This window comes from Luteimonas sp. J29, from assembly GCF_000472505.1.
Lineage (GTDB): Bacteria > Pseudomonadota > Gammaproteobacteria > Xanthomonadales > Xanthomonadaceae > Luteimonas.
In genome coordinates this window covers 463,212-482,472 of sequence record NZ_AWZR01000001.1, presented here as the reverse complement: position 1 = coordinate 482,472, position 19,261 = coordinate 463,212, and the positions used below count along the sequence as shown (strand labels likewise).

Sequence of the window (19,261 nt, the reverse complement as noted above, 5' to 3'; positions counted from 1 at the left end):
AAAAACTCCGTAATTCTTGGATCGGGGTGGTTGGTTGGACCTGGGCGTGGAAGCGACGGCGATCCGGGAGGCGGACCTCGGGGCCGGGAGGCCGCGAAGCGCCGGTCACCGGGCCCGTGCCGCCGCCGTCATGGCAGTCAGCCGAGGATGGCGAGGATGTCGTCTTCCCGGACCACCAGGTACTCGGTGCCGTCGAGCTTGACCTCGGTGCCGCTGTACTTGCCGAACAGGACCTTGTCGCCGGCCTTGACCTTGGGGGCACGCACGCTGCCGTTGTCGAGCACCTTGCCCTCGCCGACGGCCACCACTTCGCCCTTGATGGGCTTCTCGGCGGCCGAGTCGGGGATCACGATCCCGCCGGCGGACACCTTCTCTTCTTCCATGCGCTTGATGACCACGCGGTCGAACAGCGGCTTGATGTTGCTCATGTTCAATCCTCGCAAGTGATTGATTGCAATGTAAAAGGGGCGGCGATGTTAGCACTCGGCCCTGGGGAGTGCCAGCATCGCTGGCGCGAAAATCCCGGCTTGGACCCGGGAGGTGCGCCGAACATGGGGGCCACTGCGGGGCTTTCAAGGGGGGCGGCACTCCGGATCGGGCCGGCCCCGCAGGTGGGGGCTGCCGCGAGACGCGTCCAGGTCATCCGCCCCTGCTTCCGGCAAGGAAGTCCGGCAGGCGTGCGAGGGGGCCGGGTACGGGTACGCCCGGGGACGAATGTCCCCCGGCGCCGGCCTGCGGCCGGCGCCTCCTCCCTGATTTCGTCCCCGGGCGTACCCGCACCCGCCTGGACCCGTCCGGGCGGCCTGGAGTGGGCTGACGGCAGGACCTCTGCGTCGGCACCTCTCCACACCATTGGCCCATCACGGGCGCGACCCGTTCGACCGAACCCGATCCGGCCAGGCGAAGACGTCGCGACGCACCACCGATCGCGCACCTGTTGCGCAGCGCTCGCAAGCCCGGCTTCGGGAAACCCGACAGGGCCACGGAGCAATCTCGAAGCCGAGCCGTGCTGGGGATGGCAGGCCCCTGCGGCGAAATCGAGGAGGAGGCTTCCGCCTGCACGCGGAAGCCGGGGGACATTCGCCGCGGGGGCCTGACGGCCCCGGCGCGGCCCGTCGGCCCCGACGCCAAACGGCCCGGCAGACGGCCCTCGGGCGCGACTCCGAAGCCGGGCCATCTGCGGGGCGGCAGCCCCCCGCGGCTCCGCCGCCTCGACAGCGATAGCCCTGCCCGCGGTCGCGACGAAGTGCACGGGGATCGAACGGGCGCGGGATCGTCCCGGTTGGACCGGGCGCGGGCTGCGGCTCAGTCCCCCACCGGCAGCTCCAGCGTCTCCTTCACCTCTTCCATGACGATGTAGCTCTTGGACTCGCGCACGTGCGGCAGGGTCAGCAGGGTGCTGCCGAGCAGCTTGCGGTAGGAGGCCATCTCCGAGATCCGCGCCTTGATCAGGTAGTCGAAGTCGCCCGAGACCAGGTGGCACTCGAGCACGTTGGGCAGCCGCAGCGCGGCGCGGCGGAACTCCTCGAAGATGTCGCCGGACTTGTAGGCCAGGCTGATCTCCACGAACACCAGCAGCCCGGCGCCGACCGCCTCCGGCGCCACCCTTGCGTGGTAGCCGGTGATCACCCCGTCGCGTTCCATGCGCCGCACCCGCTCGGTGCACGGCGTGGTCGACAGCCCCACCCGCTCGCCCAGTTCGGTGAAGGAGATCCGCCCCTCCTTCTGCAGGATCTTCAGGATGCGACGGTCGATCCGGTCCAGTTCCTTGCGCTTCACATCCCGCTCCGGATGGCCTCTTCTGCAGGAATATACCTCGCGATCACCGCATTTTTCGGGAAAATAAACTGGCCAGCCGTTCCTATACTGGGTGAATCGCCGCACCCGCCCGCGCGCCGACGCAGCCGCGGGACCCCGGCCGGCGACGATAGAGTCCTCCGGATCCACCGCCGGCACGGGCACGGCCCGCCGGCAGCAGCACACGGGCACACGCATGCGCATCCTGATCCTCGGCTCCGGCGTGATCGGCGTGACCAGCGCCTGGTACCTGCGCCAGGCCGGCCACGAGGTGGTCGTGGTCGACCGCGCCAGCGGGCCGGCGATGGAAACCAGCTTCGGCAACGCCGGCCAGGTCTCGCCGGGCTACGCCTCGCCGTGGCCGGCGCCGGGCATCCCGCTCAAGGCGGTGAAGTGGCTGCTGTCGCGCCACGCCCCGCTCGCGATCAAGCCCACCGCCGACCCGGAGCAGTACCGCTGGCTGTGGCGGATGCTGCGCAACTGCACCCACCATCGCTACGCGGTGAGCAAGGCGCGCATGGTGCGCCTGGCCGAGTACAGCCGCGACTGCCTGCGCGAACTGCGCCAGGCCACCGGCATCGCCTACGAGCAGCGCACCCTCGGCACCACCCAGCTGTTCCGCACCCAGGCCCAGCTCGACGGCGCCGCGCGCGACATCGCGGTGCTGCGCGAGTACGGCGTGCCGCACGAGCTGCTCGACCGCGCCGGCATCGTCCGGGTCGAGCCGGCGCTGGCCGGCGTCGCCGACACGCTTGCCGGCGCGCTGCGGCTGCCCGGCGACGAGACCGGGGACTGCCACCTGTTCACCACCCGCCTCGCCGCGCTGGCCGCGGACGCCGGCGTCGAGTTCCGCTACGGCGCGACCGTCGAGGCGCTGCAGGCCGCGGGCGACCGCATCGCCGGCGTGCGCATCGACGGCCGGGTCGAGACCGCCGACCGCTACGTGCTCGCGCTCGGCAGCTGGTCGCCGAAACTGCTGGCGCCGGTGGGCATCCACCTGCCGGTGTACCCGCTCAAGGGCTACTCGCTCACCATCCCGATCACGCGCCCGGCACTGGCGCCGCACTCGACCGTGCTCGACGAGAGCTACAAGGTCGCGATCACCCGGTTCGACGAGCGCATCCGCGTCGGCGGCATGGCCGAGGTGTCGGGCTACGACCTGTCGCTGCCGCAGCGCCGGCGCGAGACGCTGGAGATGGTGGTGCGCAGCCTGTACCCCGACGGCGGCGATCTCTCCGCGGCCACGTTCTGGACCGGCCTGCGCCCGTCCACGCCCGACGGCCCGCCGGTGGTCGGCGCGACGAAGTACCGCAACCTGTGGCTCAACACCGGCCACGGCACCCTGGGCTGGACCATGGCCTGCGGCTCGGCGCGCTACCTCGCCGACCTCGTCGACGGCCGCACGCCGGCGATCGACCCCGAGGGCCTGGACATCTCGCGCTACGACCGTCCCTGGCCGCAGCCCAGGGGCCTGCGCTGATGCGTCCGTCGCGCGCCACGATCGACCTCGACGCGCTGCGCCACAACTACCGCCTGGCGCGCCGGCTGGGCGGCGGTCGCGCGCTCGCCGTGGTCAAGGCCGATGCCTACGGCCACGGCGCCGTTGCCTGCGCGCGCGCGCTCGAAGCGGACGCCGACGGCTTCGGCGTGGCCTGCATGGAGGAGGCGCTGGAGCTGCGCGAGGCCGGGATCGAGGCGCCGATCGTGCTGCTCGAAGGCTTCTTCGACGCCGGCGAGCTCGACCTGGTCGAACGCCATCGCCTCTGGACCGTGGTCGCCTCGCCCTGGCAGGTCGACCTGCTCGAGCGCCACCGGGCGCGCCAGCCGTGGCAGGTGTGGCTCAAGCTCGATTCGGGCATGCACCGGCTGGGCCTGTCGCCGGAGGAGTTCGTGCCGGCATGGCGGCGGCTCGCGGCGCTGCCCTGGGTCGGGCAGATGGTGGCGATGACCCACTTCTCGCGCGCCGACGAGCTCTCCCACCCGAGCACGCCGGGGCAGATGGCCGTGTTCGAGTCGGTGCTGGCGTCGCTGCCGCCCGGCACCCCGGCGAGCGTGGCGAACTCCGCCGCGCTGATGGCCTGGCCCGCGACCCGCCGCGAGTGGGTGCGCCCGGGCCTGATGCTGTACGGCGCGCACATGCTCGACGCCCCCTGCGCCGCGGCCGACGAACTGCGCGCGGTGATGACGCTCGAATCGAAGGTGATCGCGGTGCGCGACCTGGCCGCGGGCGAGCCGATCGGCTACGCAGGCACCTACACCACCACGCGGCCCACGCGCGTGGGCGTGGTCGCCGCCGGCTACGCCGACGGCTATCCGCAGTACGCCACCTCGGGCACGCCGGTGGTGATCGACGGCCGCCCGGGCGAGCTGATCGGGCGGGTCTCGATGGACATGCTCACCATCGACCTCACCGACCACCCGGAAGCCGGGCTCGGCAGCCGCGTGGAACTGTGGGGGCCGAACCTGCCGGTGGCGGAAGTGGCCGCGCGCAGCGGCAACAGCCCGTACCGCCTGCTCGCCGGCCTCAAGCGGGTGCCGCGCCGCTACGCGTGACGCGGCGCCGGCGCGTCAGAAGCGCCACGCCGCCTGCAGCATCGTCTCGCCGTCGTTGGGCTGGTGGATGCTGGCGTTGGAGATGTGCCGGGCCAGCAGCGAGAAGCGGTTCCAGCGCCAGCCGAAGGTGCTGATGAACTGCGGGTCGCCCGAGAGGGCCTCGGTCTTGCCGCTCTGCACGCCGGCGCCGAAGCCGGCGACCAGGCCGCTCGGCCGCTCGTAACGCAGGCCGGCGTGGACCACGGTGACGTCGTCGAAGTTGTCGTAGTGCGAATCGCTGCGCCCGCGCACGTGCATCGCGCCGATCTCCCAGCGCAGCGTGCCGCCGCGATACTCGCGCCACTCCGGAAGCCAGGCGGCGGCGAACACCGGGGTGTCCTCGTTGTCGCGGGTGAACGAAACGCCGGCGCCGACCTCGAACCGGTCGGCGGCGTGCGCAGCGAAGGCGCAGGGGAGCGTCAGCGCCAGCAGGGCCAGCAGGCGCGCGGGGGCATGGATCGGTCGCGACATGGGGACACCGGTGGGGGAACTCGAAGCTGCGCAGGATAAGACCTCGCGCCCGGGTCCGGTACGGCCGCCCCGGCGCCGGCCCGGCACGCAGCGTTCCGGGCGCGGCCCGGTTACCCTGTCGCCGTTCCCCGACGACGCGCCCGCCCATGCCGCTGCCCGCCCTGTCCGGTCTTGCCGACGCCGGTTTCCAGCTCGAGGGCGGGCGTGGCGGACGGCTCGACGTCGAGGCCGCGACCGGCCCCGGAGCGGTGTTCGACCGCTTCTTCGCCGCCTACGACGAGGCCTTCGTGCTGCCCGACGAAAAGGAAGGCCGCGACGGCTTCCTCGAATGCCTGGCGCTCAATGGCGCCGGCGCGATCGCGGCGCCCTACGCCGAATGGGTGCTGGTGGCCTCGCGCGACGGCGACGTCGTGGGCGGCGCGAACTTCTTCTGCCACGCGCTCGAGGGCCGAGACGGCGCGGCGCTGGCGATGAACCTCAACTACGTGTTCGTGGCGCCGGCGCATCGTGGCCGCGGCCACCTGCGCGACATGGTCGCAGCCGCCCGCCGGCTGGCGCGGATGACCTTCGCCGGCGCCGACGCGCTGCCGCTGTACCTGTTCATCGAACTCAACGATCCGCTGCTGATGGACGCCGAGGCCTATGCGCTCGACAGCGAGGTCGCCGGCATCGACCAGTTCGACCGCGTGGCCGTGTGGGCGCGGCTGGGCGCGCGCCTGCTCGACTTCGACTACGTGCAGCCGCCGCTGTCGGCCAGCCAGTCCGCCGACGCGGGCCTGATGCTGGGCGTGGTCGATCCGCCGCATCCGGCGCTCGACGCCTGCGTGCTCGGCACGCACCTGGAACGCTTCTTCGCGGTGTCGGTGCTCAAGGGCGGCGACCCGCACGCCGATCCGGACACCGCCGCCCAGCTGCGCGCGTGCGCCACGCGCTGCATGGCCGGCGAGGCGATCCGGCTGCTCGATCCCATGCCGCGGCTGGATGCGCTGCGGCCACTCGCCGGCCGGGGCGGCAGGGGGCCGGGCCTGCGCGCCCGGCTGGCCGCGCCCGGCGCCGGCACCGAAACGCTTCCGGGGAACCCCGCATGACCCTGCCGCAACCGGCCGACGACGACCTGCTCGCGCGCGCCCTCGCCCTGCGCGGCGAGGGCGGTCGCCTGCACCTGACCCTCTCCTTCCTCGTCGAGGAGACGCGGATGCAGGCACTGGTGGTGGACGGCGAAGGCCGCTGCTTCTGGAACCGGAAGCTGCTCTCCGCGCTGCGCGGCGACGACGGCGGCGACGATTACCAGGACAGCCGCCGCCTGGGCCGCGCGATCGAACCGCTGTTCAACGACATCGCCGACCGCCAGCGCGGGCTGTTCATCCAGGACTTCCTGCTCGACACGCCCAGCGCGCCGCAGCGCCCCGGCGACAGCGACGGCGAGAACGTGTGCGACGAGCCGGAGATCTCGTTCCCCGCCGACATCCGCTGGGAAACCGAGGGCGACCGCTTCGCCCTGTCGCTGGCGCAGCCGGTGCGGCTGCGGGCGCGCTGCCGCGCGTTCTGGGTCGCGCACTCCAACGCCGCGCTCACCTACCACCTGTCGCTGGAACTTCCCTACGCGCACGACCACGCCCACTACTACGCGCTGTCGCTGCTGCAGAAGGCGGTCGCGCCGACCGAGGGCACGCAGTGGCTCGACGGCGACGGCGGCCTGCGCGTGCACTCGCGCGAGGCCGGCGGCGCGCTGCCGCTGGCAGGGTACCTGGAGGCGATGTTCGAACGCCACGCCGCCAGCCTGCTGGCCGGCATCCGGGCGGAGCTGGGGCGCCGCGGCATCGCCATGGCGCCGCCCGTGCCCGGGCGCAGCCTGTGGCAGCAGCTGCTCGGCGAGCGCGAAGGCGAGCGCCCCGCGCTGCGCACGCCGGCCGGCCTGCGCTGCCGCGGCGTGGTCCTGCTGCAGGACCCGTACTTCTTCGCCCTGCTGCGGCCGCAGCTGCGCCTGCAGCTGCGCGACGTGCAGGCGGTGCGACCGGCGCGCGACGAGGCGGGCCGCAGCCGCTACGACGAGCAGCTGCTGCGCGCGCCCGGGATCCCGCCGCACCACCTCGACTACTACTTCCTGTCGGGCTTCCTGCAGAACATCGTCGACTTCCTGCGCCAGGACGTCTCCGAGATCCAGGACGGCACCGACCCGATCTACCCGCCGGCCGGGGTCGAGGACGACGACAGCCACTTCCTGGTCTACGCCACCCAGTCGGCGGTGTACGAGGTCGTGGCCGGGTCGCGCAGCCTGGACGTCGGGCGCGGCTGGATCGGCACCTGCCCGTACCTGTTCCTCGTCCACCTGATGACGCTGCACAACGAGACCCTCGTGCACCGCTACGAGGCGATGGTGCGCGGGCTGGTCGAGCAGCTCGAGCGCGACGGCCTGCTGCACGCCGAGACGGTGAAGGACGGCGGCGCGTGGTCCACCCGCGTCGCCGACGAGGCGTTCGAGGCGTTTCGCCGCTTCCGCCTCGACACCTTCAACCACGTCGCGCGCCACCGCTACTTCAACGTGCTGCGCTACGACACCGAGCGCGAGTTCTACGAATCGATCGAGACCGTCCGCGGCATCCAGCAGCGCGAGGCCTACTGGGCCGGGGTGGTGTCCGACCTGGAGCGCACGGTCGACGACCTGCGCGGCAACGAGGCGCAGAAGTCGGAGAAGTTCCTCGAACGGGTGCTGTTCTACGTGGCCTTCCTCGGCCTGCTGCAGGTGGTGTTCCAGCTGATCGACTTCGGTTTCGACGGCGCCTGGGAGAAGCTGCGCTGGTCGCTCGCAGCCTTCGGGGCCACGGTGGTGGCGATGCTGGTGCTGCTGCACTCGCGCGGCCTGGTCAGTACCCGGCGCTGGCGCCAGGCGCTCGACGTGCGGCGCCGGCGCCGGCCCGAGGACCTGTCCGGCTGAGGGCGCGGCGCGGTCGGATACCCTATTGGGCCCGCCCCGCCCCCCGGATCACGTGAGCGCCATCGCCTGCCTGTGCACCTGCCCCGACGCCGACACCGCGCGCCGCCTCGCCGGCGCGCTGGTCGGGGAACGGCTGGCCGCGTGCGTGAACCTGCTGCCCGGCGTCCGCTCGGTGTACCGCTGGCAGGGCGAGGTGCACGAAGACCAGGAAGTGCTGCTGGTGGTCAAGACCACGCGCGCGCGCCTGGACGCGCTGACGGAGCGGATCCGCGCGCTGCACCCGTATGAACTTCCGGAAGTCGTGGCGGTCGATATCGCCGGCGGCCTGCCGGCCTACCTGGCCTGGATCGCCGAGGAAACCCGCACCGGAGACTCCGCATGATCCCCCACCGGGCCAGGCGCCGGGGCCGGCTCTGCGCGCTGCTGCTGGCGGTGGCGCTGCCGGCGGCCGGGGCCGTCGATGAAACCCAGCTGCTGCCCGTGGACGAGGCGTTCGCGCTGCAGGCGCGCGCGCCGGCGCGCGACCGGATCGAGATCGACTGGACGATCGCGGACGACTACTACCTCTACCGCCACCGGACTTCGGTGCGGGTGGTGGAAGGCGGCTTCGAGGCGGGCGCGCTGCAGCTGCCCGCCGGCAAGCGCCACGTGGACGAGTTCTTCGGCGAGGTCGAGACCTATCGCGGGCGCCTGGCCGCGGTGCTGCCCGGCACCGCCGCGGGCGACGCCGGCACGCTCGTGCTGGAGGTGAAGTACCAGGGCTGCGCCGACGCCGGCGTCTGCTATCCGCCGCAGACGCGCCGGCTCGACGTGGCGCTGCCCGCGTCCGGCGACGCCGATCCGGGTTTCGCCTCGCTCGGCCGGTCGCTGGCCGGCGGCGCCGGCGCCGCGCCCGTGCTGCCGGGCACCGACGCCGCGGGCCGCGCACAGGCGCTGCCGCTGCCGCCCGAGCAGGCGTTCGGCTTCGAGGCCATCGCCGACGGCGGCGAGCGCCTGCTGCTGCGTTTCACCCCGGCGCGCGGCTACTACCTCTACCGCGACCGCAGCAGCTTCCGGGTCGAGGGCGCCGATGGCATCGCCGCGGGCGAGCCGCGCTGGCCCGCGGGCACCGCGCACCGCGACGAGCACTTCGGCGAGGTGGTGGTGTACTTCGACCAGGTCGACGTGCCGCTGCCGCTGAAGCGACGCACGCCGGCGGCGGCGACGATCCGCCTGGTCGCCACCTTCCAGGGCTGCCAGGACGAGGGCATCTGCTATCCGCCGATGACCCGCAGCGTCGAGGTGGCCCTGCCGGCGGCGGGGGCCCCGCCTGCTCCGGCGGCCGCAACGGCCGCGGACGCCGGCCCCGGACCCGGCGGGGTTCCGCCTGCCGGGGAAGCGGCGGGCGGCGCGACGGCATCCGCGCCCGCCGATGCCGGCGGCGCCGGCGACGGCGCCATCGCGTCCCGCGACGCCTCGGGTGACAACGCCGCGCGCACCCGTCCCCCGTCCGGGGCGGGCCTGCCGGCGGGCGGTGCGATCGGGGCGCTGGTCCTGGCCCTGCTCGGCGGCCTGGTGCTGAACCTGATGCCGTGCGTGCTGCCGATCCTGTCGCTCAAGGTCCTGGGCCTGGCGCAGAGCGGCGAAGGCCGCCAGCGCGCGCGCAGCCACGCGCTCTGGTACACGGCCGGCGTGCTGGTGTCGTTCGCGGCGATCGGCGCGCTGGTCCTGGCGCTGCGCGCCGGCGGCCAGGCCCTGGGCTGGGGCTTCCAGCTGCAGCAGCCGTGGTTCGTGGCGGCGCTGGTGTACCTGATGTTCGCGGTCGGCCTGGCGCTGTCGGGCGTGTTCACCATGGGCGGCGGGCTCGGCAACCTCGGCCATGCGCTGGCCAGCCGCAGCGGCCCGGCCGGCGATTTCTTCACCGGCGTGCTGGCCTGCGTGGTCGCCAGCCCCTGCATCGCGCCGTTCATGGGCGGCGCGCTGGCGTTCGCGTTCACCGCGCCGCCGTGGCTGGCGCTGCTGGTGTTCCTGGCGCTGGGCCTGGGCCTGGCGCTGCCGTTCCTGCTGGTGGGGCTGGTGCCGGCGCTGGCCGACCGGCTGCCGAAGCCCGGCGCATGGATGGAGACGCTCAAGCAGGTGCTGGCGTTCCCGATGTACCTCACCGCGATCTGGCTGCTGTGGGTGCTGGGCAAGCAGCGCGGCGTCGACGCGATGGCGCTGGTCGCCGTCGGCCTGGTGGTGTTCGCGCTGGCGCTGTGGTGGTTCGAGCGGCGGCGCTGGCGCGGCGGGCGCCTGGGCAGTGCGCTGGCGCTGGCGCTGGCGGTGCTCGCGCTGGCGCCGGTGTGGAAGGTCGGCTCGCTGCCGCCGCCGCAGCAGGCGGCGACCGGGCAGCTGTCCGAACCGTGGAGCCCCGAGCGGCTGCAGGCGCTGCGCGACCAGGGCCGCGTCGTGTTCGTGAACATGACCGCCGACTGGTGCGTGACCTGCAAGGCCAACGAGCGCCGGGTGCTGTCGCAGCCGGCGTTCCGCGAAGCGCTGGCGCAGGCCGGGGCAAGCTACCTGGTCGGCGACTACACCAACGCCGATCCGCGCATCGCGGCGTTCCTCGACGCGCACCGCGCGGTCGGCGTGCCGCTGTACGTGGTGTACCCGCGCGGCGGCGGCGAAGGCGAGGTCCTGCCGGTGCTGTTGACCGGCGACATCGTCGCTTCGGCGCTGGAGCGCGCGGCGCGATGAAGGTCACGCCGGCGAAGGTGGTCCTGGTCGCGCTCGCGGCCGGCGGGCTGGGCCTGCTGGCGGGGCTGATGGTCACCGGCGGCGGCCCGATCTGGGGCACGGACACCGGCCAGCGCCTGCTCAACGACGCGCTCACCGCCAGCGCCCCGCCGCTGCCCGATGGCGGCCGCGTGGCGCGGCGGGGCGAGCCGCTGCCGGCGCTGCACCTGGCCACGCTGGACGGCGGCCGCGTGCACCTGCCCCATGACTTCTCCGGCCGGCCGCTGCTGGTCAACGTCTGGGCCAGCTGGTGCCCGCCGTGCATCGAGGAAATGCCCGAACTCGACCGCTTCGCCCGCGAGCAGGGCACCGAGGGCGTGCAGGTGCTGGGCCTGGCCCTGGACGAACCCGACGCGGTGCGCGCCTTCCTCGAACGCGTGCCGGTGCGCTATCCGCTCGCGATCGACGCGCCGGGCCCGGCCGACGCGGGCGTGCGGCTCGGCAATCCGCGCGGCATGCTGCCCTACTCGGTGCTGGTCTCGGCCGACGGCCGCCTGCTCAAGCAGAAGATCGGGCCGTTCGAACCGGGCGAAATCGACCGCTGGGCCGGTCCCTGAGCCCCGGCGCCGCGCCGGTTCAGGGTGCCTGCAGGGGCTCGGCCGCGTAGGCCTCGTGCAGCAGGCGCACCAGATCCGGCGCGGCCGGCAGCGCCACGTCGCCGATGCGCGAGACGGCGATGCCGGGCGACCAGGAGTTCATGACCACGCCGCCTGCGAGCCCGGCGATATCGTCCAGCGTGAGCGTCCGGTCGCGCTGCGGCACGCCCATCCGCCGCAACTGGCGCCGCACGATGCCCATGGTGACGCCGGCCAGCATGTCGGCCACCGGCCACACCACCGCCGCGCCGTCCCAGAAGGCGAGGTTCCAGATCGTGGCCTCCGCCACGCGCCCGGCCGGATCGATGAAGGCGGCATCGTCGAAACCGCGCGCGACCGCCTCGCGCAGGTACCACGTCTTGGCCACCTCGCCGACGTGCTTGTAGCGCGCCAGCGCGCGCTGGTGGACGACCGCCGCCAGCGCCAGCGGCCCGGCCGGCGGCCGCGCCGGCGCATCGACGCGCACCAGCATGTCCAGTTCGCCGTCCGCGGCGGTGAACTCGCCGGCGCGCGAATGGACCGTCGCGGTCAGCGAAGCCTCCGGCCGGCGCGCCATCGCCCGGCGCAGCCTGGCGCGCACGACGTCGTCGGGCAATGCGCGGCCGAACATCGCCAGCGACGCCTCGCGCAGGCGCCGCAGGTGCAGGTCGAGCCCGCGCACGCCGCCGTCGCGGACCTGCATCGCGGTGAAATGCGCATAGCCCGCGAACGCCAGCGGCGCCAGGTCCGCGGCGGTCGCGGCACGGTCGGCGGACGGGTCCGCGCCCGCGGCAAGGGTGGCGATGGGGAATCGGGTGTCGTCCATAGCACGCTCCTCCAGGGGTGGGGGCGCGGATGCTAGACTTTGACAGCACTGTCAAGGTCAACCCTGGAGCCAGCGATGAGGATCGGCGAGCTGGCACGCCGCAGCGGCCTCAGCGCGCGCATGCTGCGCTACTACGAGGAGGCCGGCCTGCTGCGCCCGGCACGCACCGCGTCCGGGTACCGCGACTACGGCGAGGCCGAACTCGAGGCCGCCCGGCGCATCCGCCTGCTCGGCGCGTCCGGCCTCACGGTCGAGGCCATCCGCCGCCTGCTGCCGTGCATGCGCACGGGCGACGGCCCGCTGTTCGAAGGCTGCGACGAGATCCGCGAGACCCTGCGTCAGGCGGTCGCCGAGCTGGACGCGCAGCTGCGAACCCTGCGCGAGAGCCGCGCCATCGTGGCCAGCTACCTGCACGAACTCGACGCAGGCGCGCCGGCGCGGCCGCCACGCCGGCGGGCGGCGGGCCAAGGCGGACGGGCATCGACGCGGACGCCCGCCTGAATCCCGCGGACGCCGCCGACGCCCAACGCGCGGCCCGGCAGGCCCGGCCCGGCGCCGACGTCCAGACGTCCGCGGCGCCCGGCGCCCGCTGGCGCGCGCCCCTCACTCCAGGCCGGCGAACGGGTCCCGCCAGGCCTCGAACTGCGCCAGCCGCGCGTGCCAGGCGCGCACGTGCGCCCACGGCGCCAGGTCGATCCCCGCCTCGGCCGCGAACGGCAGCGCCGACGCCACCCGGAAGTCGGCGTAGGTGGGCGCGTCTCCGACCAGCCAGTCGCGGCCGGCCAGGGCCTGGTCGAGGACGGCGGCGAACGACGCCAGTTCGGCCTGCGCGGCCGCCGCCAGGGCCTCGTCCGTGGGGCGCGACAGGTAGCGCGGGCCGATGATCCGCTCGAAGTAGAGGTCGCCGGCCCAGCGGGTGAAATGGTGGGCGCTCCAGCTCACCCACATCATCACTTCCTCGCGCCGCCGCCCCGGCCAGAAGTCCGGGGCGAAGCGGGCGGCCAGGCGCATGGCGATGGCGTCGGTCTCCCACAGGGTGAGCGCCGGTTCCACCAGCACCGGAACCCGGGTGTTGGGATTGATCGCCCGGAACGCCTCCCGGTCGCGGCCCATCGGCTCGGCCCGGACGAAGCGCAGCGGCGCGCGCAGGTGCCGGGCCACGGCGACGGCGACCCGGGGATTGAGGTTGTGCGAGTAGTAGAGCGTGTCGGGTGCGGTCATCGGCGGCCATTCCGGGGGATTCCCCGGAACGTCGAACGGGCGGGCCCGGGATCGACACGGCCCTGGCCCGGCCGCCCCCTTGACGGAACGGAAACTCAAACACCCGCTTAAATCCGGCAAACTTCGCCGAACTGGACACGATCCGGCGCTTGCGCCAGACTGCGCGCCTGTTTTGCCCCGACCCTGCGATGGCCCGACTGCTGCTCCTGCACGGCCCCAACCTCAACCTGCTCGGCACCCGCGAGCCGGAGGTCTACGGGCGCACCACGCTGGCCGACATCGACGCCGCCCTGCGCGAACGCGCCGCCGCCGCCGGCCACCAGCTCGAGAGCCTGCAGTCCAACGCCGAGCACGTCCTGGTCGAGCGGATCCAGGCCGCGCGCGGGGACGGCACCGCCTTCATCCTGATCAACCCGGCCGCGTTCACCCACACCAGCGTGGCCATCCGCGACGCGCTGGCCGCGGTCGCGATCCCGTTCATCGAGATCCACCTGTCCAACCCCCACGCCCGCGAACCCTTCCGCCAGCACAGCTACTTCAGCGACAAGGCGGTGGGGGTGGTCTGCGGGTTCGGCGCGGACAGTTACTCCTACGCGCTCGACGCCGCCCTGCGCCGCCTGGCACCGGCCGGCGACTGAGCCCCGTTCCCCGTTTCCGGTAGTCCCACCAGAGGCCATCCATGGACCTGCGCAAGCTCAAGAAGCTCATCGAGTTGCTCGAGGAGTCGAACCTGGCCGAAATCGAAATCCGCGAGGGCGAGGAATCCGTCCGCCTCTCGCGCGGCAGCAGCGCCGCCCCGGTGGCCTACGCGCCGGCGCCCGCCGCCCAGGCCGCGCCGCGCGAGCCGGTGATGCCGATGCTCTCGCCGGTCGACGGCCCCACCGGCGGCCGCCAGGCCGCGCCCGAACCCGCGGCGCCCGGCCTGCCCGAGGGCCACGTGGTCACCTCGCCCATGGTCGGCACCTTCTACGCCTCGCCGGCGCCGGACAAGCCGGCGTTCGTCACCGTCGGGCAGACGGTCAAGGTCGGCGACACCCTGGGCATCATCGAGGCGATGAAGATGTTCAACCCGATCGAGGCCGACGCCTCCGGCACCATCCTGGCGATCGCCGTGGAGAACGGCCAGCCGGTGGAGTTCGACCAGCCGCTGTTCGTGATCGGCTGAGGCGGCCGCCATGCTGGACAAGGTCGTCATCGCCAACCGCGGCGAAATCGCGCTGCGCATCCTGCGCGCGTGCCACGCGCTGGGCATCCGCACGGTCGCGGTCCACTCCACCGTCGACCGCAACCTCAAGCACGTCGCGATGGCCGACGAGTCGGTGTGCATCGGCCCGGCGCCGTCCAACCGCAGCTACCTCGACATGCCGGCGATCATCGCCGCGGCCGAGGTCACCGACGCGCAGGCCATCCATCCCGGCTACGGCTTCCTGAGCGAGAACGCCGACTTCGCCGAGCGCGTCGAGCAGTCCGGCTTCATCTTCATCGGCCCGAAGGCCGAGACCATCCGCCTGATGGGCGACAAGGTCGAGGCGATCCGGGCGATGAAGGCCGCCGGCGTGCCCTGCGTGCCCGGCAGCGGCGGCCCGCTCGGCGACGATGCCGCGACCAACACCAGGATCGCCGCCGAGATCGGCTACCCGGTGATCGTGAAGGCGGCCGGCGGCGGCGGCGGGCGCGGCATGCGCGTGGTCCACACCGAGGCCGCGCTCATCAACGCCATCGCCACCACCAAGCAGGAAGCCAAGGCCGCGTTCGGCAACGACATGGTCTACATGGAGAAGTTCCTGGAAAACCCGCGCCACGTGGAGATCCAGGTGCTCGCCGACGGCCAGGGCAACGCCATCCACCTGGGCGAGCGCGACTGCTCGATGCAGCGCCGCCACCAGAAGGTGGTGGAGGAAGCGCCGGCGCCGGGCATCACGCCCGAGCAGCGCGAGGAGATCGGCCGGGTGTGCGTCGAGGCCTGCCTGCGCATCGGCTACCGCGGCGCGGGCACGTTCGAGTTCCTGTACGAGAACGGGCGCTTCTACTTCATCGAGATGAACACCCGCATCCAGGTCGAGCACCCGGTCACCGAGATGGTCACCGGCATCGACCTGATCCGCGAGCAGCTCAGGATCGCGTCCGGGCAGAAGCTGTCGATCCGGCAGGAGGACGTGGTCCTGCGCGGGCACGCGATCGAGTGCCGCATCAACGCCGAGGACCCGGAGACCTTCCTGCCCTCGCCGGGCCTGATCCAGCACTTCCACGCCCCGGGCGGCCCGGGCGTGCGCGTGGACTCGCACATCTACGAGGGCTACACGGTGCCGCCGAACTACGACTCGATGATCGGCAAGCTGATCGTGCACGGCGCCGACCGCGAGCAGGCGATCGCGCGCATGCGCGTGGCGCTGTCGGAGATGGTGATCGACGGCATCCGCACCAACATCCCGCTGCACCAGCGGATCATGGCCGACGGCGGCTTCCAGGCCGGCGGCCAGAACATCCACTACCTCGAGAAGCGGCTGGCCGAACGCAAGGAACGGCCGCTGGGCATCGGCTGAACCGGGCCGCCGCGGCCGGGACGGTCGCGGCGCGTCGCGCTATCCTCGCCGTACGCCCTGCCCCCCGCCGCCGGTGACCGCCTCCTTCCTGCGCCTGCTGCTGTGCCTGTGCCTGCTGGTCGACACGCTCGGCCCGGCGGTCGCCGGCACGCACCTGGCGCTGGCGCGCGTGGCGGTCGACGCGCCGCGGCCGGCGTCCGTGGAGGCGCAGGCCGGGCACGGCTGCCACGACGCGGCCATGCTGGAGCGCGAGGCGCCGGCCGCACCGGACGGGGACTGCCTCGAGCGCTGTCTGGAGCTGTGCCTGCAGCACGGCGTGGCCATGCTCCCGGCTCCGCCTGCATTGCCCGCGACCGTGCAGGCCCCGCTCCCCGCTGCGACCGGCCAGTCGCAGCGTGGTCCGGTGCACGCCGGGCCGCCCCTGCGTCCTCCCATCGGCTGAGCGGCGCCTGCGGGCCACCTGATCGCGCGCGGCATCCGCGCGCCGACCTCCCTGCCAGCCGGCGCGCACGCGCGCCGCGGAGTCCGCCATGCACCACCCGCTGCAATTGCCGTCGGCGCCGCCGTCGTCCGGCCGCCGCCGCTTCGTCCAGGGCCTGTGCCTGGGCACCGCCGCCCTCGCCGCGGGCACCGCGCGCCTGCCTGCACACGCGCGCGACGCCGGTGAAGCCGCATCGCCCGGCGTCCTGTCCGGGCGCGAATTCCAGCTCGACATCGGCGCCTCGATCGTCGACATCACCGGACGGCCGCGCCCGGCGATCACCGTCAACGGCCGCCTGCCCGCACCGGTGCTGCGCTGGCGCGAGGGCGACACGGTGACCCTGCGCGTACGCAACCGCCTGCGCGACGTGCCGACCTCGATCCACTGGCACGGCATCCTGTTGCCGGCCAACATGGACGGCGTGCCGGGCATGAGCTTCGACGGCATCCTGCCGGGCGAGTCGTACCTGTACCGCTTCACCCTGCGCCAGGCCGGCACCTACTGGTACCACAGCCATTCGCTGTTCCAGGAGCAGGCGGGCCTGTACGGCGCGATCGTCGTCGACCCGCGCGAACCGCCGCCCTACCACTGGGACCGCGAGCACGTGGTGCTGCTCTCGGACTGGACCGACCTCGACCCGGCCGCGCTGTTCCGGCGCCTGAAGAAGGCGCCGCACCACGACAACTGGTACAAGCCCACCGTCGGCGACTTCCTGCGCGACGCGCGCGAGCACGGACTGCGCGCCACGCTCGCCGACCGCGCGGCCTGGGGCCGGATGCGGATGACGCCGAGCGACCTGTCCGACGTCAACGGCCACACCTACACCTACCTGGTGAACGGCCGGTCGCCGGCAGGCAACTGGACCGGCCAGTTCCGCCCGGGCGAGAAGGTGCTGCTGCGCCTGATCAACGCCTCGGCGATGACCCACTTCGACCTGCGCATCCCCGGGCTGAAGATGACCGTGGTGGCCGCCGACGGCCAGTACGTGCACCCGGTCAGCGTCGACGAACTGCGCATCGCCACCGCCGAGACCTACGACGTGATCGTCGAGCCGTCCGGCCAGGACGCCTACACCATCTTCGCCCAGGACCTGGGGCGCACCGGCCACGCGCGCGGCACGCTCGCCGTGCGCGCAGGGCTGGAGGCGCCGGTGCCCGCGGTCGATCCGCGCCCGCTGCTGACGATGCAGGACATGGGACACGGCGGCCACGGTGCGCCGGCCGAGGGCGCATGCGGCGCACACATGGCCGAAGGCGCCTGCGGCGCGGCCATGTCGCATGGCGCGGGGCACGGCGCGCACGCCGGCCACGGCATGCAATCGCACCCGGCCAGCGAAGCCGGCAATCCGCTGGTCGACATGCAGACCATGGCCCCCGCGCCGCGCCTGGACGACCCGGGCATCGGCCTGCGCGGCAACGGCCGCCGCGTGCTCGCCTACGCCGACCTGCGCAGCCTGTTCGACGACCCCGACGGCCGCGAGCCCGGCCGCACGGTGGAGCTGCACCTGACCGGGCACATGGAGAAGTTCGCCTGGTCGTTCGACGGCATTCCCTTCGCCAGCGCCGAGCCGCTGCGGCTCAACTACGGCGAGCGCATGCGAATCGTGCTGGTCAACGACACGATGATGCAGCACCCGATCCACCTGCACGGCCTGTGGAGCGACCTGGAGGACGCGAACGGCGCCTTCATGGTGCGCAAGCACACCGTGGACATGCCGCCGGGCACGCGCCGCAGCTACCGCGTGCGCGCCGACGCGCTCGGCCGCTGGGCCTACCACTGCCACCTGCTCTACCACATGGAGGCGGGCATGATGCGCGAGGTGCGCGTGGAGGAACGCGCATGAAGCGCTTCGCCCATGCCATCGCCGTCACGCTGCTGCTGGGCGTCGCCGGGCAGGCCACCGCCCGGCATTCCGTCCATGCCTCGCCGCCGCAGCACCCGCCGCACGACGCGACGCCGCCGCCCGCCGCGGACCCACGCACGGCCACCACGTGTTCGCCTGAGCACGCCGCGATGGGCCACTGCACGCCCACGCGAGTGGATCCGCCGGCGTCGCCTGCCTGCAGCCCTGATCATGCTGCAATGGGGCACTGCACGCCGCCCGCGACGCCGACGCCCCCGGCGCCCTGCAGCCCCGGGCACGCGGCGATGGGGCATTGCACGCCCGCACCCGCACCGGCCGGCTGCACGCCGGAGCACGCCGCGATGGGCCACTGCGCGCCCGCGGCGGCGATGCCGCGCGAGCCGGTCCCGCCGGTCACCGACGTCGACCGCGCGGCCGCCTTCCCCGTGCTCGCGCACGCGGGCATGGTGCATGCGCCCGCGCGCTACACGCGGGTGACCCTGCACCGCCTGGAGGGCTGGGAGGACGACGGCCAGCACGGCGCCGCGTGGGACGCCAGTGCTTCGACCGGTGGCGACATCCACCGCCTGTGGCTGCGCGGCGGCGGCGAACGCGCCGGCGGACGCACCACCGCGTCGCACGTCGAGCTGCAGGCCTCGCGCGCCGTCGCGCGCTGGTGGGACGTGTTCGCCGGCATGCGCCACGACATCCGTCCCGGCGAGCCGCGCACGCGCGCCGCGCTCGGCGTGCGGGGCCTCGCCCCGTACATGTTCGAGGTCTCGGCCACCGCCTACCTGGGCGCGGGCGGCCTGTCCGCGGAGCTGGAAGCCGAGTACGACCTGCGCTTCACCAACCGCCTGGTGCTGCAGCCTTCGCTGGAACTGGAACTCGACGCCCGCGACGACCAGGCCCGCGGCACCGGCCGCGGCCTGTCGACGGCCGAAGCGGGCCTGCGCCTGCGCTACGAGGTGACCCGCCGCTTCGCGCCCTATGTCGGCGTGGTGCACGAGCGCGCGTTCGGGGCCGCGGCGCGGGCACGCGAAGCCGTTGGCGGGCACGCGCGGGAGACGCGCGTGGTGGCGGGGGTGCGGATCTGGTTCTGAGGCGAGGAGCGTCCTCCGGGGTTTCCGGTTCGGCCCGAACGGAAGGCGGCCGCCGGTCCGATGCCGGGGCGAGGGCGCGCGAACGGGTCCGGGCGTCGCGTTCTCGACTCCTGGTGCAAT

At 73.5% G+C, this 19,261-nt stretch carries 19 protein-coding genes; 14 read left to right on the top strand and 5 right to left on the bottom strand.

What is annotated here, in order from left to right:
* Positions 1 to 137 precede the first annotated feature (137 nt).
* Positions 138 to 428, bottom strand: a complete 291-nt coding sequence (groES, locus tag LUTJ29_RS0102025) for a co-chaperone GroES (protein ID WP_027071086.1) — start codon at positions 426 to 428, stop codon at positions 138 to 140.
* Between the two features lie 877 nt (positions 429 to 1,305).
* Positions 1,306 to 1,779, bottom strand: a complete 474-nt coding sequence (locus tag LUTJ29_RS0102020; RefSeq protein WP_027071085.1) for a winged helix-turn-helix transcriptional regulator — start codon at positions 1,777 to 1,779, stop codon at positions 1,306 to 1,308.
* Between the two features lie 214 nt (positions 1,780 to 1,993).
* On the opposite strand from LUTJ29_RS0102020, the gene LUTJ29_RS0102015 reads away from it, so the two are divergent.
* The gene (locus tag LUTJ29_RS0102015) at positions 1,994 to 3,277 is read left to right on the top strand and encodes a D-amino acid dehydrogenase (protein WP_027071084.1); all 1,284 of its coding nucleotides are present in this window, start codon (positions 1,994 to 1,996) and stop codon (positions 3,275 to 3,277) included.
* A complete protein-coding gene (gene alr, locus LUTJ29_RS0102010) occupies positions 3,277 to 4,350 on the top strand; it encodes an alanine racemase (RefSeq protein ID WP_027071083.1) in 1,074 nt (357 codons plus the stop codon). Before LUTJ29_RS0102015 ends, alr begins: the two co-directional genes overlap by 1 nt.
* A 15-nt stretch (positions 4,351 to 4,365) precedes the next feature.
* On the opposite strand, the gene LUTJ29_RS0102005 is transcribed toward alr, so the two are convergent.
* Positions 4,366 to 4,860: an acyloxyacyl hydrolase gene (locus tag LUTJ29_RS0102005; protein ID WP_027071082.1), complete on the bottom strand. Its 495-nt coding sequence runs from the start codon at positions 4,858 to 4,860 to the stop codon at positions 4,366 to 4,368.
* Positions 4,861 to 5,006: 146 nt separating this feature from the next.
* Between LUTJ29_RS0102005 and LUTJ29_RS15795 the strand changes: the two genes are divergently transcribed.
* The 5 genes from LUTJ29_RS15795 to LUTJ29_RS0101980 are packed head-to-tail and all read left to right on the top strand — an operon-like array spanning position 5,007 to position 11,106.
* On the top strand, positions 5,007 to 5,948 hold the full coding sequence (locus LUTJ29_RS15795; RefSeq protein ID WP_051322598.1) for a GNAT family N-acetyltransferase: 942 nt from the start codon (positions 5,007 to 5,009) through the stop codon (positions 5,946 to 5,948).
* Positions 5,945 to 7,795 carry a hypothetical protein gene (locus tag LUTJ29_RS15790; RefSeq protein WP_043740036.1) on the top strand — a complete coding sequence of 617 codons (1,851 nt, stop codon included), beginning with the start codon at positions 5,945 to 5,947 and terminating at the stop codon, positions 7,793 to 7,795. Before LUTJ29_RS15795 ends, LUTJ29_RS15790 begins: the two co-directional genes overlap by 4 nt.
* Before the next feature lie 52 nt (positions 7,796 to 7,847).
* The gene (cutA, locus tag LUTJ29_RS0101990) at positions 7,848 to 8,177 is read left to right on the top strand and encodes a divalent-cation tolerance protein CutA (RefSeq protein ID WP_027071081.1); all 330 of its coding nucleotides are present in this window, start codon (positions 7,848 to 7,850) and stop codon (positions 8,175 to 8,177) included.
* Complete coding sequence (locus LUTJ29_RS0101985; RefSeq protein ID WP_027071080.1) at positions 8,174 to 10,510, top strand: protein-disulfide reductase DsbD; 2,337 nt, start codon at positions 8,174 to 8,176, stop codon at positions 10,508 to 10,510. Before cutA ends, LUTJ29_RS0101985 begins: the two co-directional genes overlap by 4 nt.
* On the top strand, positions 10,507 to 11,106 hold the full coding sequence (locus LUTJ29_RS0101980; protein ID WP_027071079.1) for a TlpA disulfide reductase family protein: 600 nt from the start codon (positions 10,507 to 10,509) through the stop codon (positions 11,104 to 11,106). The genes LUTJ29_RS0101985 and LUTJ29_RS0101980 overlap by 4 nt, the downstream gene beginning before the upstream one ends.
* A 19-nt stretch (positions 11,107 to 11,125) precedes the next feature.
* Here LUTJ29_RS0101980 and LUTJ29_RS0101975 read toward each other — a convergent pair whose 3' ends face one another.
* Complete coding sequence (locus tag LUTJ29_RS0101975) at positions 11,126 to 11,950, bottom strand: aminotransferase class IV family protein (protein ID WP_051322597.1); 825 nt, start codon at positions 11,948 to 11,950, stop codon at positions 11,126 to 11,128.
* Positions 11,951 to 12,025: 75 nt separating this feature from the next.
* On the opposite strand from LUTJ29_RS0101975, the gene LUTJ29_RS15785 reads away from it, so the two are divergent.
* Positions 12,026 to 12,451: a MerR family transcriptional regulator gene (locus LUTJ29_RS15785; RefSeq protein WP_084524536.1), complete on the top strand. Its 426-nt coding sequence runs from the start codon at positions 12,026 to 12,028 to the stop codon at positions 12,449 to 12,451.
* A gap of 102 nt (positions 12,452 to 12,553) precedes the next feature.
* Here the strand turns inward: LUTJ29_RS15785 and LUTJ29_RS0101965 are convergent, their stop codons facing one another.
* Positions 12,554 to 13,171: a glutathione S-transferase family protein gene (locus tag LUTJ29_RS0101965; protein WP_027071077.1), complete on the bottom strand. Its 618-nt coding sequence runs from the start codon at positions 13,169 to 13,171 to the stop codon at positions 12,554 to 12,556.
* Positions 13,172 to 13,359: 188 nt separating this feature from the next.
* Here LUTJ29_RS0101965 and aroQ point away from each other — a divergent pair, with 188 nt between their 5' ends.
* From aroQ to LUTJ29_RS0101935, 6 genes are all read left to right on the top strand, one after another.
* Positions 13,360 to 13,809 (top strand): type II 3-dehydroquinate dehydratase, encoded by a 450-nt coding sequence (gene aroQ / locus LUTJ29_RS0101960; protein ID WP_027071076.1) that lies wholly within the window; start codon positions 13,360 to 13,362, stop codon positions 13,807 to 13,809.
* 41 nt (positions 13,810 to 13,850) lie between these two features.
* Entirely contained in the window at positions 13,851 to 14,336 is a 486-nt protein-coding gene (gene accB / locus LUTJ29_RS0101955; protein ID WP_027071075.1) for an acetyl-CoA carboxylase biotin carboxyl carrier protein, read from the top strand.
* Positions 14,337 to 14,346: 10 nt separating this feature from the next.
* Positions 14,347 to 15,714 carry an acetyl-CoA carboxylase biotin carboxylase subunit gene (accC, locus tag LUTJ29_RS0101950; RefSeq protein WP_027071074.1) on the top strand — a complete coding sequence of 456 codons (1,368 nt, stop codon included), beginning with the start codon at positions 14,347 to 14,349 and terminating at the stop codon, positions 15,712 to 15,714.
* 73 nt (positions 15,715 to 15,787) lie between these two features.
* Entirely contained in the window at positions 15,788 to 16,156 is a 369-nt protein-coding gene (locus LUTJ29_RS0101945; RefSeq protein ID WP_027071073.1) for a CopL family metal-binding regulatory protein, read from the top strand.
* 88 nt (positions 16,157 to 16,244) lie between these two features.
* Entirely contained in the window at positions 16,245 to 18,038 is a 1,794-nt protein-coding gene (locus LUTJ29_RS0101940; RefSeq protein ID WP_051322596.1) for a copper resistance system multicopper oxidase, read from the top strand.
* A 362-nt stretch (positions 18,039 to 18,400) separates the two neighbouring features.
* Positions 18,401 to 19,141: a copper resistance protein B gene (locus LUTJ29_RS0101935; protein ID WP_051322595.1), complete on the top strand. Its 741-nt coding sequence runs from the start codon at positions 18,401 to 18,403 to the stop codon at positions 19,139 to 19,141.
* Positions 19,142 to 19,261 lie beyond the last annotated feature (120 nt).